This is a genomic window from Microcoleus sp. K5-D4 (assembly GCF_036704575.1).
Taxonomy (GTDB): domain Bacteria; phylum Cyanobacteriota; class Cyanobacteriia; order Cyanobacteriales; family Microcoleaceae; genus Microcoleus.
Window position 1 is genome coordinate 1 of the sequence record NZ_JAUBSD010000130.1, and the last position, 13,127, is coordinate 13,127.

Annotated in this window: 14 protein-coding genes, 1 tRNA gene and 1 pseudogene; 8 read left to right on the forward strand and 8 right to left on the reverse strand. The window is 47.0% G+C overall.

Going from position 1 to position 13,127, the window contains the following annotated elements:
- Positions 1-54 precede the first annotated feature (54 nt).
- From QUA77_RS26930 to QUA77_RS26945, 5 genes and pseudogenes are all read right to left on the reverse strand, one after another.
- Positions 55-1,356 carry a PAS domain-containing protein gene (locus QUA77_RS26930; RefSeq protein ID WP_333453615.1) on the reverse strand — a complete coding sequence of 434 codons (1,302 nt, stop codon included), beginning with the start codon at positions 1,354-1,356 and terminating at the stop codon, positions 55-57.
- 235 nt (positions 1,357-1,591) lie between these two features.
- Positions 1,592-1,996, reverse strand: a pseudogene (locus tag QUA77_RS29455) (mannitol dehydrogenase family protein); the annotation flags it as partial.
- Positions 1,997-2,259: 263 nt separating this feature from the next.
- On the reverse strand, positions 2,260-3,309 hold the full coding sequence (ygfZ, locus tag QUA77_RS26935) for a CAF17-like 4Fe-4S cluster assembly/insertion protein YgfZ (RefSeq protein ID WP_333453635.1): 1,050 nt from the start codon (positions 3,307-3,309) through the stop codon (positions 2,260-2,262).
- A gap of 101 nt (positions 3,310-3,410) precedes the next feature.
- Complete coding sequence (locus tag QUA77_RS26940) at positions 3,411-3,794, reverse strand: hypothetical protein (protein WP_333453617.1); 384 nt, start codon at positions 3,792-3,794, stop codon at positions 3,411-3,413.
- Between the two features lie 192 nt (positions 3,795-3,986).
- A tRNA-Val gene (locus QUA77_RS26945) sits at positions 3,987-4,058 on the reverse strand.
- Positions 4,059-4,130: 72 nt separating this feature from the next.
- Here QUA77_RS26945 and QUA77_RS26950 point away from each other — a divergent pair.
- Both QUA77_RS26950 and mazG read left to right on the forward strand, forming a co-directional pair.
- The gene (locus QUA77_RS26950) at positions 4,131-4,760 is read left to right on the forward strand and encodes a metal-binding protein (RefSeq protein WP_333453619.1); all 630 of its coding nucleotides are present in this window, start codon (positions 4,131-4,133) and stop codon (positions 4,758-4,760) included.
- Between the two features lie 70 nt (positions 4,761-4,830).
- A complete protein-coding gene (mazG, locus tag QUA77_RS26955) occupies positions 4,831-5,658 on the forward strand; it encodes a nucleoside triphosphate pyrophosphohydrolase (protein WP_333453621.1) in 828 nt (275 codons plus the stop codon).
- Between the two features lie 128 nt (positions 5,659-5,786).
- On the opposite strand, the gene QUA77_RS26960 is transcribed toward mazG, so the two are convergent.
- Together QUA77_RS26960 and QUA77_RS26965 are read right to left on the reverse strand one after the other, a co-directional pair.
- The gene (locus QUA77_RS26960; RefSeq protein WP_333453623.1) at positions 5,787-6,188 is read right to left on the reverse strand and encodes a helix-turn-helix transcriptional regulator; all 402 of its coding nucleotides are present in this window, start codon (positions 6,186-6,188) and stop codon (positions 5,787-5,789) included.
- Positions 6,189-6,206: 18 nt separating this feature from the next.
- Positions 6,207-6,608: a helix-turn-helix transcriptional regulator gene (locus tag QUA77_RS26965; protein WP_190733505.1), complete on the reverse strand. Its 402-nt coding sequence runs from the start codon at positions 6,606-6,608 to the stop codon at positions 6,207-6,209.
- Positions 6,609-6,796: 188 nt separating this feature from the next.
- Here QUA77_RS26965 and QUA77_RS26970 point away from each other — a divergent pair, with 188 nt between their 5' ends.
- A complete protein-coding gene (locus tag QUA77_RS26970) occupies positions 6,797-7,180 on the forward strand; it encodes a hypothetical protein (protein WP_333453624.1) in 384 nt (127 codons plus the stop codon).
- 127 nt (positions 7,181-7,307) lie between these two features.
- On the opposite strand, the gene QUA77_RS26975 is transcribed toward QUA77_RS26970, so the two are convergent.
- Positions 7,308-7,793, reverse strand: a complete 486-nt coding sequence (locus QUA77_RS26975) for an allophycocyanin subunit alpha-B (RefSeq protein WP_333145942.1) — start codon at positions 7,791-7,793, stop codon at positions 7,308-7,310.
- A gap of 205 nt (positions 7,794-7,998) precedes the next feature.
- Here QUA77_RS26975 and QUA77_RS26980 point away from each other — a divergent pair, with 205 nt between their 5' ends.
- The 5 genes from QUA77_RS26980 (at position 7,999) to lpxD (ending at position 13,000) form a co-directional block, all read left to right on the forward strand.
- Complete coding sequence (locus QUA77_RS26980) at positions 7,999-8,124, forward strand: hypothetical protein (protein ID WP_333453626.1); 126 nt, start codon at positions 7,999-8,001, stop codon at positions 8,122-8,124.
- 138 nt (positions 8,125-8,262) lie between these two features.
- Positions 8,263-9,675, forward strand: coding sequence for a 23S rRNA (uracil(1939)-C(5))-methyltransferase RlmD (gene rlmD, locus QUA77_RS26985; protein WP_333453628.1), 1,413 nt, complete (start codon positions 8,263-8,265; stop codon positions 9,673-9,675).
- A gap of 261 nt (positions 9,676-9,936) precedes the next feature.
- A complete protein-coding gene (locus QUA77_RS26990) occupies positions 9,937-11,250 on the forward strand; it encodes an SPFH domain-containing protein (RefSeq protein WP_333453630.1) in 1,314 nt (437 codons plus the stop codon).
- A gap of 248 nt (positions 11,251-11,498) precedes the next feature.
- Complete coding sequence (locus QUA77_RS26995) at positions 11,499-11,816, forward strand: YkvA family protein (RefSeq protein ID WP_333453632.1); 318 nt, start codon at positions 11,499-11,501, stop codon at positions 11,814-11,816.
- A gap of 143 nt (positions 11,817-11,959) precedes the next feature.
- A complete protein-coding gene (lpxD, locus tag QUA77_RS27000; RefSeq protein WP_333453633.1) occupies positions 11,960-13,000 on the forward strand; it encodes a UDP-3-O-(3-hydroxymyristoyl)glucosamine N-acyltransferase in 1,041 nt (346 codons plus the stop codon).
- Positions 13,001-13,127 lie beyond the last annotated feature (127 nt).

Here is a 13,127-nt window from a genome sequence, read left to right on the forward strand (position 1 = left end):
GGCTGGCATACATTCTAACTAATGAGCGCTTATTTTATATTTATATTATACAATCTAGCTGCGTATCAGCTTATCAACCGAAACGCCTATCATGCGAACTCCCCGTCCGGTTTCATCCAGATAAACTTGTCCCTGACTATTGAGCCAGCGCACAACGCCGTCCGGACAAATTACCCGATACTCCTGCATATAGGACTGTTCTCCAGCACTTGCCCGTTGGGTCGCTTGGATCACCCGTTGTCGATCATCTGGATGAATGAGCGCAAAAAAGTCTTCTCCTGTGCCTTCCTGAAGACCCCAAACCTCTAGAGCATTACCAGAACACACCACCTCATTGGTCTGCAAATCCATATCCCAGACAAATATCTGAGCTGCCGTCAGTGCCAATTGCAGGCGTTCTTCGCTCTCTCGTAATGCCTGTTCAACCTGTTTGTAATCCGTCACATCACGAGCAATACTCAGCACTGATACAACAGAATCATCACTGGCAAATTCGGGGACAATACGTGCCTGATACCATCGAATACTATTTAGAGTCGGAAACTTAAATTCAATCGTCTGTTCCTGCCCTGTTGCAAAAACTTGCCGTAAACTATCATGCCATAAACGATTGAGGTCTTCTGGCATTCCTAGCTCAACATTGGTCTTGCCAACAAATTCCCCTGATGGAATACCTGTTACCAATTCTACAGAAGGGCTGACATAAATATGGCGAAATTCTGCATCAAAACGGGTAATAATGTCTGGGGCATTTTCAGCCACCATCTTGAACTGTTGCTCTCGCTGCCGCAGTTCTGATTCCAAGCGTTTGCGCTCTGTCACATCCCGAAAATAAACTGCGACACCTTCGGCAGATGGGTAGGCATTTGCCTCTATCCAAGACTCGACAGATTCCCCAAATTCTTCCCAGGAAACAGGGACTTGTTCCGTCACTGCCCGATGTAGTTCTCGATAGGGAATTGCACCGACTAGCTCAGGAAAAACATCATTCCAAACGTGCTTTCCCAGTAGCTCTTGTGGCGTTTTGTGCAGGATTTTAGCCGCCGCCCGATTCACATAAGTGTAGCGCCAATCGCGATCGAAGGCGACAAAAGCATCCGTAATGCTTTCAAGAATCGTTGCCACCTTGCGCTCAGTTTCTTGGGCAGGGAACAACTGTTCGCATTCAAGAGTGCGGGCAAAGTTTTCAATGACTTCAGAGCGAGAAATTCCTCGCCTGTGAGCCTCTTTATCTAGCGATCGCCATGCTGTATTAGTCAGAGATACGCTCACTCGTTGTTTCGTCTCCGATTTCCAATTGCTAACAAACTTGCCTCTGGCGTCGCGCTTCATGAATATCCATCCGTATGCATACACGGTCTTCTCTATTCAACCTGAGTTACTTCCTCTGGAGAATCCGCCTTAAGATAGATGCTTTGGCAAGAGAGAAGATCGGAAAGAATGACCTCAATAAATATTGCGCTGTACGGGCTGCTGAATTGGTCTTTGCACTCGTAGACATAGAGCTGGGCTAGACGGGAGAATCCCACGGGTTTAACGTAGTGCAGCCGTGGCAGTGTCAAATAAGTTTCCTCACGGAGGCGGATGGTGCCTAGGACAATCGGGCTAGCGTTGCTTTAGCACCGAACTCATGAAAACTACGCAACAGGTCAGCAACAGTCTCGACGAAGCGTGGTGAGTGTACTAAATCTCCAAAAATTTCCGGTAGCTTGAGTAATAGTCTGGGATCTAATTCACTCAAACTGGCCCGTTGAGTGAGGATGTCTGCTAATGGGTCATCAAGGGGAAGAGGTTGCCATTGTCGATCGTGACTATTGATGTATCTACCCCAAGCAGCAATCGTCTAACTTAAGTAATCCATCGCACCTTCAAGTTGTAATTTATCGCGGAGCGAGCCCAAAACAAACTTAGGAATTTTATCCGATCCATTCAGGCTAAAGCGCGGAAGCCTATCGCGAATTTTCGGACGGGAAAACCGTTCAATTAAAGTTTTTTTATAATCGTCTAAAAATCTGCACTATTCCTACAGCAAAGATTATTCCTACTCGCAGGCAAATTGTAATTAAGCGGGATGTAAACTTTTTCACTGAAAAACTCTTTTTTTTCTGTGACGAGTGTAATGCATAATTATTGCTGTTGTTGGTTTGGGAATCTATATAAAGATAGGATTCGTGTCAATTTATTACGTTAAAATTCACCTAAATCAACCTCAACAAAAAAGTTTTGGGCGCTGCGGCGCCAACAGGAGATCGAGCGCAACTAGGAACTCAAGAAAGGTACATTTACTACGTCCCCTGATACCGCTCCGACTTGCACTTTCAGTCCTTCGCCGCCCGCTTTTGTGCGGATGTAAGCAAGACCAAAAAAGCCGGATTCAGTTTCCGTAAAACTGGTGAGTTTACCGACTTTTTCCTCTCCGATTGTGACTGTTGTTCCTGGTTCAACCGCACCGCTCAACTGCACGCCCCAAAGCTGCTGTTTGACTCCTTTGTAGGTATTCAACCGGGCAATTGTTTCTTGACCGATGTAGCAGCCTTTGTCATAGGTAATAGTGTGTAAAAGGCGGGCTTCTAAGGGGTTGTAATCATCTGTGAGTTCAAAATCGGGTGCGGGGCGTCCTTGTTCGATTCGCAGTTGTTCCCAAACTCGATCGCCCATCGGTACGGCCCCAGCTTTGACTAATTCATGCCACAACTTGGCTGCATCGCTTGCTGGCGCAATTAACGTGTATCCGGGAGTTGCTAAACCGCTACCAACCGCCACTCGGACTTCCATACCTGCAAAATTTATCAATTTGTGAGTAGCGTAAGGTTGATTTTCAAGTTCGGTAACTCCGATTTTTTCTAGTAGTTGAGTGCTGTCCGGGCCGAGGAAACTGAAAGCAACAGTTGTCTCAGTTAAATCTGTTAACTCAACGCGATCCATTGGGAAAATATAGCGATCGAGCAATTCCAGCAGTTGGCGGCGGCGGTTGGCTGATACTAGCAGCAGTACGGCATCTTCTGTCGCGTAAGCGGTGGCGAGGTCGATCGTCCGGGCGGTGGATGTGACGAAAACGGTATCGCAACCTTGACCGGGTTTGAGTATGTTGAAGTTATTGGTACTTTGATTGTGCAAGAACCGCAGTCGATCGCTATCTGAGATTTGAATGCGTCCCCAGTGAGTGCGATCGTACAAAGCCGCACCTTGTTTCGTTGCTGCGATCGCTTCTGCGTCGTTACCAAAACTCACTGGCACAATTCCTTTGGTTGTTAACTCTGCAAAAGTAGCACCAGCCGCTGCTTGAATGTCGTGCAATTCTTGAATCAGCATAAAATTTTGTTGAGTGTTGACTGTTGACTATTGACTGATGACCGTTGACTGTTAACTGTTAACTACTGCTTCCCTGTCAACTGACAACTGACAACTGACTATTTGCCCAAATTGGCGAATATTTCTTGTATTAATTGACTGGCTTTGCCATCAAGACGATTCCAATCTACATCGCCAGTGTCATCGTCAATCAAGCTAGTGTCAATTACGACTTCCTGGCTTTGCAGTTGAGAGTGGGCGGGCTGGTAGTTGACAAAGCAGACTCGATAGCAAAGTTCCCAAATATCGACGCATCTTTGCTCGCCTTGAAGCTCTAAAATTAGTTGATAGCCCGGAATTGGAATCTGCACTTCTTGATAAGTGCCCGTCCAGACAGACTCCTCTAATTGTTTGCGGATGTTGTCGAGCACTCGGATCATGGCTGGCTGCATGAGCAGTTCAGCTTGCTGCCACGCGATCGGGCTGGTTATTTTAGGCTTCATATACACGGTTCTAAAAAAGAAAATCAATAAATTAATTTTCTAGCATTGGGTGCCAACTTTTGAGACATCCGCCACAGAATGTTAAATTTAGTCGTCACCAAATTCAAAAGTCAGCCGTCAACAGCAAAAGTTAAAGCCGTTCTCGGCTTGACGGCTAAAAACGGCTGAAACTGTTGATATTGAGTTATCGGATGGGTAATGTAGGATTTGAACCTACGGCATCCTGCGTGTAAAGCAGGCGCTCTACCACTGAGCTAATCACCCAATTGCACTCACCGGGATTTATCATATCACAGTAACTCAGAAAGATCAAGTAAAAAAAATCCTAAACTTTAAATGCCCTCTGGCCGCACCCACGATCAAATAACCATGTGGAGTTTGCCCTTGGTGGCAGCCCTCACCTTTGGCCAGACTCAGAGCAGCAACCTGACTTTGCTCGTTTCCGGCAGCTTCTTATTCGGCGGGCTGATGTTTGGCCCCGACTTGGATATCTACTCTTGCCAGTATCAGCGCTGGGGATGGTTCAAACCGATTTGGCTCCCGTACCAAAAAAGCCTGCGCCACCGCTCTTTTTTGTCCCACGGCCCTCTGATCGGCACTGCTTTGCGAATCTTGTACCTCGCTATCTGGATTGCGGTTCTCGGAATGTTGGGATTGGCAATTGCCGAAAAAGTCGGGAACTTAGGCGGGAATTGGCAGGATGTGGTTTTGAGCTACGGGCGATCGATCTGGGAACACCACATCGAAATTTTAGCCGTTTACATCGGTCTAGAATTGGGGGCGATGAGCCACTATCTGAGCGATTGGGGCGGCTCGGCTTACAAAAGATTCAAAAAGAAAGGATTGAGCGGGTTGCGGCGTCCTAAGACAATTAAGAGGTCCAAAATCAAAGCTCCCACTCGCACATCTAGCAAATCCATAGCAGAAGGAAGAAGGAAGAAGGAAGAAGGAAGAAGGAAGAAGTAATAAAATCAATGGTTGGAGCCATTAACAACGTTATAACCGTCTTGGCGGTTGATATAAAAGGTAAATAATTATGTCTAATTCTGAAAGTCGATCGCTCACAGCACTCAAAGAACTTATAGAAGTTGTGGCTAAATTGCGATCGCCAGACGGCGGATGTCCTTGGGATTTAGCCCAAACTCCCCAAACTCTAGTTGCTCACATCATAGAAGAAGCTTATGAAACCGCCGACGCGATTCGCAAAGGAGATAAAGATGCGATCGTCGAAGAATTGGGTGACTTACTGTTACAGGTAATTCTGCAAGCTCAAATTGCCAGCGAATCCAATCAATTTACCTTCGCAGAAATCGCTGCGGGCATTACAGAAAAACTAATTCGGCGGCATCCCCACGTCTTCGGCGATGTCGAACTCAACAGCGTGGATGAAGTCAACGAAAACTGGGAAAAAATCAAAGCAGCAGAAAAAGGCACAACTTCGGAAAAGCCGCAAACTTTAGCCTCGAAAATGAGCCGTTATGCCAGCACTTTGCCGCCGATAACCGCCGGGATGAAAATCTCTCAAAAAGCTGCGGAAGTGAGTTTTGATTGGGACAGTGTAGACGGCGTTTGGGATAAATTTCACGAAGAAATGGCCGAGTTTGAACACGCTCTCAAACACGAGGATAAGGCAGCGCAGCAGTCAGAATTGGGAGATATTATGTTTGTGTTGATTCAATTAGCTCGCTGGTACGATTTAGATCCGTCGGCTGCTTTGCAGGGAACAAACGATCGCTTTGTGCAGCGGTTTGCAAAGGTAGAGGCTGCGTGCGATCGACCTTTGTCAGATTATGCCCCAGAAGAGTTAGAATCTCTGTGGCAGCAAGCTAAAGCTTTAATTGCTAAACAAAAGGGCGATCGGTAATCAATCACCGCAGATCAACACAGATAAAATGACATCAGCGTTCATAGCGCGTTCATCAGCTAATATCTGCGGTTCAAAACTCCCCATCTCAAGAATTTAGTTGCATCAGTTCAGATGTCAGCAATGAACTACTCGTAAAGATTCGCGTCATTGTACGGCGGATGTTCGCAAGCGATATAAAGCGCATTTGTCGGTTCCAGGGCTTCCCCAGTCACCGGATCGATCGGCTTGAGCACAAAGCATAACAGAGAGAGCGATCGCCAATCCAAATTATCCAGCTTCCCGCGTTCGTAACGGTTGACTGTTGCGGCACTGATACCCACATCTTTGGGTACGGGTTGATTTGTAGCTGTGAACAGCGCCTCTTCATATCCCTTTGTTTTGAACTCTGTTTCGCTGACAGACCAGCCTGTTGTCTGTCTTGCTGCTTTTAAAATCTTCCCCAAACGCATTCGCCCCGTTTCCGTGAAGCGAACGGGACGCAATTCCTGCTCTTTGTCTACCACAGCTTTGTTAGAGAGTCCTGACATTACCTATCTGCAAATAATCTAGTCATAGAGTTTCGCATCGTTGTATGGGGGATGTTCGCACGCGATATATAAAGCATTTGTCGGTTCGAGGGCTTCCCCTGTCACTGGATCGATCGGCTTGAGCACAAAGCATAACAGAGAGAGCGATCGCCAATCCAAACTTTCTAACTTCCCGCGTTCGTAGCGACTAACAGTAGCATTACTAATACCGACATCTTTTGGTACAGGATCTCCGGCTGTCCGAAACAGAGCGGCCTCGTATTCTTTTGTGACCATTTCTGTTTCAATAATTGACCAGCCCCGAATCTCTCTAGCTGCTTTCAGAAGTTTGCCCAATCTGCCGCGTCCCGTATCCGTAAATCGCACAGGGCGCAGTTTTTCCTGATCGACGACAGCCTTAAAGTCAAGAAATCCCGGCATTTTACAGATCCAATTTAACTCTTAAGCTAGCTGTACTTTTGCCTTGCTCAAGGCAGCACACAGGGTTTCAGCATTACACATTTAGAAACATTACTGCAACTTCTCTGCATTCGTGTAGAATGATATGATATAGCAAGATCCAAAGACGAACACAAACTAACTCACCCAAGTTCAGGAGTGACTCAGCTATGACAGCACTGTTTCGCCGCATCCAACCCTCAAAAAAGCTCCGCATCACCCTCAGGTCGATCGCCCAACTGCTCAAAATCAGCCAAAACCTGATTAAGCGAGTCGAATCCTGGGCTTTCGTGGTTTTCGTCCACCATCGGGATAGAGGCGGCCTGTTTGTCAGCTACCGCAGGCTGGAAGAATGGCAAAATGCGATCGCGCATCATATCCAAACCTGCCCCACTCTTGGAGAACTCTCGCAGCTCAAAACATCCATTCTGTACGACAGCCGGAAATTCAAAAAACAATCTCTCCCAAAAACACTTGACTTTTTAATTCAAATGTGCATTGAAAGACTATGCGAACTCAACATCTGGGAAAGCTTAAACACCATTGCTTCCTAGCAGAAATTAGGCAGATTTCCTTTCCCAAAACAGAAGCGAAACATTTGCGAGCAATTGCGAGATAAAATCACCCCAAAAATCACCCGCGAATGCTCCGCCACATTCATCAAAGCAATCACCAAAGCAATTAAGACATTGCCTGAGCGATATAATCAAAATAAGGAGCTGCTTCCTTAGCATCCTCCTGATTCAGCAAAGCCAAAGAAGCTTCCTTCAAACAGCGGATAGCTTCGACCATGCCAGGAACAGGAACGCCGAGAGAATTATACATTTCCCGAACGCCAATCAAACCGATGCTTTCGATCGGCTCTTTGTCACCCGCCAAGATACCGTAAGTAATCAGGCGCAAGTACCAGCCGTAGTCGCGCAGACACAAAGCCCGTTCGCGCTGGCCGTAAGCATTGCCCCCAGGAGAGATAAAATCAGGTCGTTTTTTCCAGAGTTTTTTACTAGCTTCTTCCACAATTTTCTTCTCACTGTCAGACAGCGCAGTAGCAATACGCACCCGCTGTTCTCCGGTTTTAAAGAAATCATTGATACTTTGGAGTTCGCCGGTACTGGGATAACGAAGTTCGTCGTCGGCTTGGAGAATAAATTGGCTAACTACGCTCATTGTTATTCAAATTTGAGGATAACATTAATAAACATTCCCATCTGTTGGCGACGGGATTCTTGGTTCGCAGACTCGCCTTGCTCCTAACATTTATCAATCCTAGAAGTAGAGGGTAAATCTCCCCAAGCGTTATGCTTGATATTCAAGCCAGTTTCCTTGTGTTCCAGGGTACTGCGGGAAAAACTCAAAAACTGCGAGTGAGAGTTTGGATGTCAGCAGACACTTTGACTGTTTAACGAGTTTTTGCTACATCGCCCCAACAGCATATCGCACAGGCTCGATCGAGACAACTCACGGCAGGCTTGACTTGCAGGTTGAAGCTTGGCTTTAGCAGCAAGACGTTCAGCAGCAGGAATACGACCTGCTATTGAGCTTGAGTGCGATGGCTTACGCCCCGCTTCGCTACGACTTATCTCAGGAAAGAGAGAGCGATATTGCATTACCATATTAAATCCTACCACGACTACTTGTGACCAAATCTAAATTCCCCACCCCAAACTCGACGAAATTGGCAAACCCTTGCCAGCAAGGTCAACTGATTGAGATAGAGATTACCGACTTGACAGACACCGGCGATGGAGTTGGTCGTTTTGGTGAGTTAGTAGTGTTTGTGCCCGATACCGTGACGGGCGATCGAGTCCTTGTCCGTCTCGTGCAAGTCAAATCCACCTATGCTACAGGCAAGCTGGACACACTTCTGGAAGCCTCCGAACACCGCATTCGAGCTAACTGCATTGTCGCCGACAAGTGCGGCGGCTGTCAGTGGCAGCACGTAGATTATCAATATCAGCTTGCAGCCAAGCAAAATCAAATCATTCAAGCCTTAGAAAGGATTGGCGGATTTAGCAATCTGCAAGTTGATGAAATTTTAACGGGAAAAATCGAGGGATTTCCTCAATTTTTGGGATACCGCAACAAAGCGACTTATCCCGTCGCAATATCTGCAACAGGTCAAGTCCAAGCAGGTTACTATCAAAAAAGCACCCACAAATTAGTCAATCTCAATCAGTGTCCGGTGCAAGACCCGCGCCTCAATCCTTTGTTAAAAGAAGTCAAAGAAGACATCCACTGGCGGGATTGGCAAGTCTACGACGAAAAGAAACATACAGGAGAAGTGCGTCACTTGTCCTTGCGGATCGGACGGCGCACGGGCGAGATGCTGCTAACTTTAATAGTTCGCACTGGAGAGTTGCCGGGACTCGAAGAGCAAGCATCAGAGTGGCTGAATCGCTATCCTCAACTTGCAGGGGTTTGTTTGAATATAAATCCCGCTCAAACTAATGTGATTTTTGGTGCCGAAACTCGCTGCATTGCGGGTCGTTCTTATCTGCGAGAAAGTTTTGCTGGTTTGAAATTTCAGCTAAGGGCTGATACTTTTTTCCAGGTAAATACAGAGGCGGCTGAAGCTTTGTTAGAAGTGATCGTAGGGGAATTGAATTTGCAGGGAAACGAGGTTTTGGTTGACGCTTACTGCGGAATTGGTACTTTTACTTTACCCCTGGCAAAACAAGTAAAAATAGCCATAGGTTTAGAAGTGCAACCGGCGGCGATCGAACAAGCCAAATTAAATGCTGAGTTAAATGACGTGAGAAATGTCGATTTTCAAGCGGGCACTGTAGAGACTTTGCTGCCTTCCTTGGGATTGACACCGGATATTGTGCTGTTAGATCCGCCGAGGAAAGGGTGCGATCGCGCGGTTTTGGAAGCTATCAAGCAAATCAAACCAAATCGCATTGTTTATGTTAGCTGCAAGCCTGCTACTTTGGCTCGCGACCTGAAGATTTTGTGCGAAAATGGGGATTATAAGTTGGCGCGAGTGCAGCCGGCGGATTTCTTTCCTCAGACTTCTCATGTTGAGTGTGTGGCTTTTTTGGTGCGGTGAATCAAAAGGGCGATCGGGCTACTAGACTTATTGCATAAATCTTTGATTGATAGGGAAACCGCAGATGCAACGCAGATAATTTAAAGATTATTTGCGAATGTATGCACTTTAAGCCGAGTGAGTAAGTGAGTACAAATAGATATAAGCTGGGGGCGTGAGTTCGGTAACTGAAGCAGCGTTTGCTATCTGAGAATACGGGTTTCAAACTCTCGAACTCGATCGCATTGTAGCGGTTTCTAAATCTGAAAATATTGCTTCCCGGTGGGCGATGGCAAAAGTGGGAATGCAGTACAAACAGAAGGTGGGTTGCTGGGGTGCAAACTCGATCCAGTCCGGCCTGAATCGGGGGGAGTCCAGAAGTATAGAATAGAGGTTGCCGAACCGGCACACCGCCCGATCGCTCGTCCCCAGCAATTTGTTACCCTAAAAATAGAATCTTCCCTCCCTCAACTCCCTCCCATGAACAACGCTTCTCCCCTAATTCAAACGATAACTCCAGAACGCTGGGCCGGGTTTAGTATGGACTTTATAGGGGCGGGTTACACGGGTGTGTTGGTCAAAAACGGCCGCGCCGTGCGTACCCTGAAATCCGGGCGACATTTCAGCTTCGCCCTTCCCCTGCTGGAACAGTCTCAAATTGTCCTCGTAGACACCAAACTCCGCAATTTGGAGGTGCAGTCGCACGGAGATTTTTTGTCTAAGGATCGATTTTTAATTGATGCCACTCTGACCGTTATTTATCAAGTTATAGATCCGAAACGGGTAGCTTTGGAATTGTCCGATCCTATAGGTGCTTTAGCAAGTGCAGTTAAGGATTGTATGGGATTAGCGATCGGGCAAATACCCCTACAACAGCTTATCAGTCAAGGACGGCTGTTGTTGCGCCAAAATTTGCTCGATCGCGTCCAAGATTTTTATACCCTAGGTTTTAACTTAGAAGACGTGCGAATTGGCGATGTCAGCTTTCCCGAAACCAACGGAGTTATTCGCCAAGTTGAGGGAATGAGTGCCCGACAGGAAGCAGAAAATGCCGCCGCCCTGCAAATGAGAATTGCCGAAGCCGGCCGGCCCATTGTTCCTCAAGCTCCCGTACAGCAGTTAAACTTAATTTCAGGTAATTCTCCTGCGAGTCTTTCAGCTTCTGACACAGCAGCCGGGTTCGATCGCGATTTACAACAACTAACACAACAACTTGCTCAAAACAGTCTCCCTGCTGGGAGAAATCCTCCCCAACTTGCACCAACCGTACTCGCAAGCAGCGATCGCAAAACAACCGCACATTTAATCTACAAATTTTCTGGAGAAGCGATCGCCCTCACAGCCAATCCTTTTACAATTGGACGCGAACCAACCAACACTTTAGTATTACAAGATCCGCAAAGTTCGCGCTACCACGCTCAAATCCGCCGCGCCACTGACGAACTTGGCAAACAGCGGTATCAGCTTGTCGATAGCGGCAGTTCCAACGGCACTTTTGTGGGTGGGCAGAGGCTGGCTGCTAACGAGCCTTTTTGGCTACCAAATGGCTGCGAAATTGCGATCGGCGACCAAAAATGGATCTTTCAAAATTCGTGAGTGAGAGATATGAATATTATTTAAAACAGCAGATAAACACATATTAATTCTATCGGCTTTCTTCTGTCAGGTTTCGGTAGGGGCGTTGCCAAGAGTCCCCGACCTTTCAACACAGCTTGACAACTTCTCCCTCCCCAATTCCCTATACTCCCAGGTAGAAGTCTCTTGCCAACCCTAGGGGGGATATCTCCACAAGCATTTCGAGCGACAATTTGTCAAGATTGAAAATATAAGTAGAGGACAACCCCATGAACTTTTCTATACAATCTGTTTACAACTGGTACCGCGACACCCTCCGCAACCCCAAATACCGCTGGTGGATTATTCTGGGAACGCTGGCATATTTGGTAAGCCCGATCGACATTGCCCCAGACTTTCTCCCCGTCATCGGACAAATTGACGATGTGGCAATCGCAGTCTTGCTGATTTCCGAAGTGTCCCAAATGGCGATCGACTACTTTAAATCCCGCCAAACAGAGACAGCCTCAGCATCCGAAGCCACCGGTGTCCATTATTCTGAATCCCAAGGCAGCACCGTTGACGTAGATGCAGTTTCTGTAAAATAATTGGCAAAAATAATCGAGCCCTACAACCCTGACTTCTTCAAGAAATCGGGGTTTTTGTTTTTTAAATCGCAACTGCTCAGATCGTGCTCGAAAGCTGGTAATTTTAACTATGATCCATCTGTGCTAACAACAAATTTTTATAGATGAAGTTTAGCGAAATAGTACAAAAACTTAACTTAGCCACCAGTCGCACCCTCACAGCGTCGGTTGCTACCGATCCAGAAATTACAGGTGCGGCCCCTGTTGATGAAGCTCCATCGGGCACAATCAGTTATATAGAAGGTGCTAAATTTGCCGTTCATACAGCCACTACAAATGCTTCGGCTTTAATTTTACCGTTAGATGAAAGTCTTCAAGCTCAATGTGACGATCGCAACATTGCTTGGATTGCCGCACCCGATCCGCGATTGTTATTTGCGGAAACGATCGCCATTTTCTATCAACCGTTTCGCCCAGCATCCGAAATTCATCCCTCAGCCGTCGTTCACCCCTCAGCAGAAATTGGTGAAAATGTCTATATCGGCCCCCACGTCGTTATTCAAGCAAAAGTCAAAATTGGCAGCAACGTTTGCATTCATCCAAATGTCGTAATTTACCCAGATGCGGAAATAGGCGAAGGCACAGTTTTACACGCTAATTGTGTCATTCACGAACGTAGTCGCATCGGCGCAAATTGCGTGATTCACAGCGGTGCGGCGATCGGTTCCGAAGGTTTTGGGTTCGTGCCTACAGCCACAGGATGGCTGAAAATGGAGCAGTCTGGCTGCACTGTATTAGAAGAGGGCGTTGAGGTAGGCTGCAACAGCACGATCGACAGGCCCGCTGTCGGAGAAACCCGCATCGGCCAAAATACAAAAATTGACAATTTAGTACAGGTAGGTCATGGCTGTCAAGTAGGGAAAAATTGTGCTTTTGCCGCTCACGTTGGCATGGCTGGCGGGGTGAAAATTGGCAACAATGTAATTTTGGCAGGTCAAGTGGGAATTGCCAATCAAGCCAAAATCGGAGATGGGGCGATCGCCACTGCTAAAGCCGGAATTCACAGCGACGTGCCCGCAGGTGCGATCGTGACTGGGGTGCCAGCAATTCCCCACAAACTATTTCTCAAAGCCGCAGCCGTATACAACCGTTTGCCGGAAATGTACCAGTCTTTGAGGCAAATTCAGCGCAAGCTCGATCGGTAATCAATTGGCAGTTGGCAGTAGTCAGTAGTCATTAGTTAACAGTCAACAGTCCTGGGGGGGTGACAAAGAGGTCTACGAGATAGACTGTATAAGGGTTGCGGCCCGCATACCTTGTTGATAAAAGCTG

Bases quoted from the DNA above. Each gene is read 5' to 3' on its own strand.
- QUA77_RS26940 (WP_333453617.1), bottom strand. From the start codon at position 3,794: ATGAAGCCTAAAATAACCAGCCCGATCGCGTGGCAGCAAGCTGAACTG.
- QUA77_RS26950 (WP_333453619.1), top strand. From the start codon at position 4,131: ATGCCCTCTGGCCGCACCCACGATCAAATAACCATGTGGAGTTTGCCC.
- mazG (WP_333453621.1), top strand. From the start codon at position 4,831: ATGTCTAATTCTGAAAGTCGATCGCTCACAGCACTCAAAGAACTTATA.
- QUA77_RS26960 (WP_333453623.1), bottom strand. From the start codon at position 6,188: ATGTCAGGACTCTCTAACAAAGCTGTGGTAGACAAAGAGCAGGAATTG.
- QUA77_RS26965 (WP_190733505.1), bottom strand. From the start codon at position 6,608: ATGCCGGGATTTCTTGACTTTAAGGCTGTCGTCGATCAGGAAAAACTG.
- QUA77_RS26970 (WP_333453624.1), top strand. From the start codon at position 6,797: ATGACAGCACTGTTTCGCCGCATCCAACCCTCAAAAAAGCTCCGCATC.
- QUA77_RS26975 (WP_333145942.1), bottom strand. From the start codon at position 7,793: ATGAGCGTAGTTAGCCAATTTATTCTCCAAGCCGACGACGAACTTCGT.
- QUA77_RS26995 (WP_333453632.1), top strand. From the start codon at position 11,499: ATGAACTTTTCTATACAATCTGTTTACAACTGGTACCGCGACACCCTC.
- lpxD (WP_333453633.1), top strand. From the start codon at position 11,960: ATGAAGTTTAGCGAAATAGTACAAAAACTTAACTTAGCCACCAGTCGC.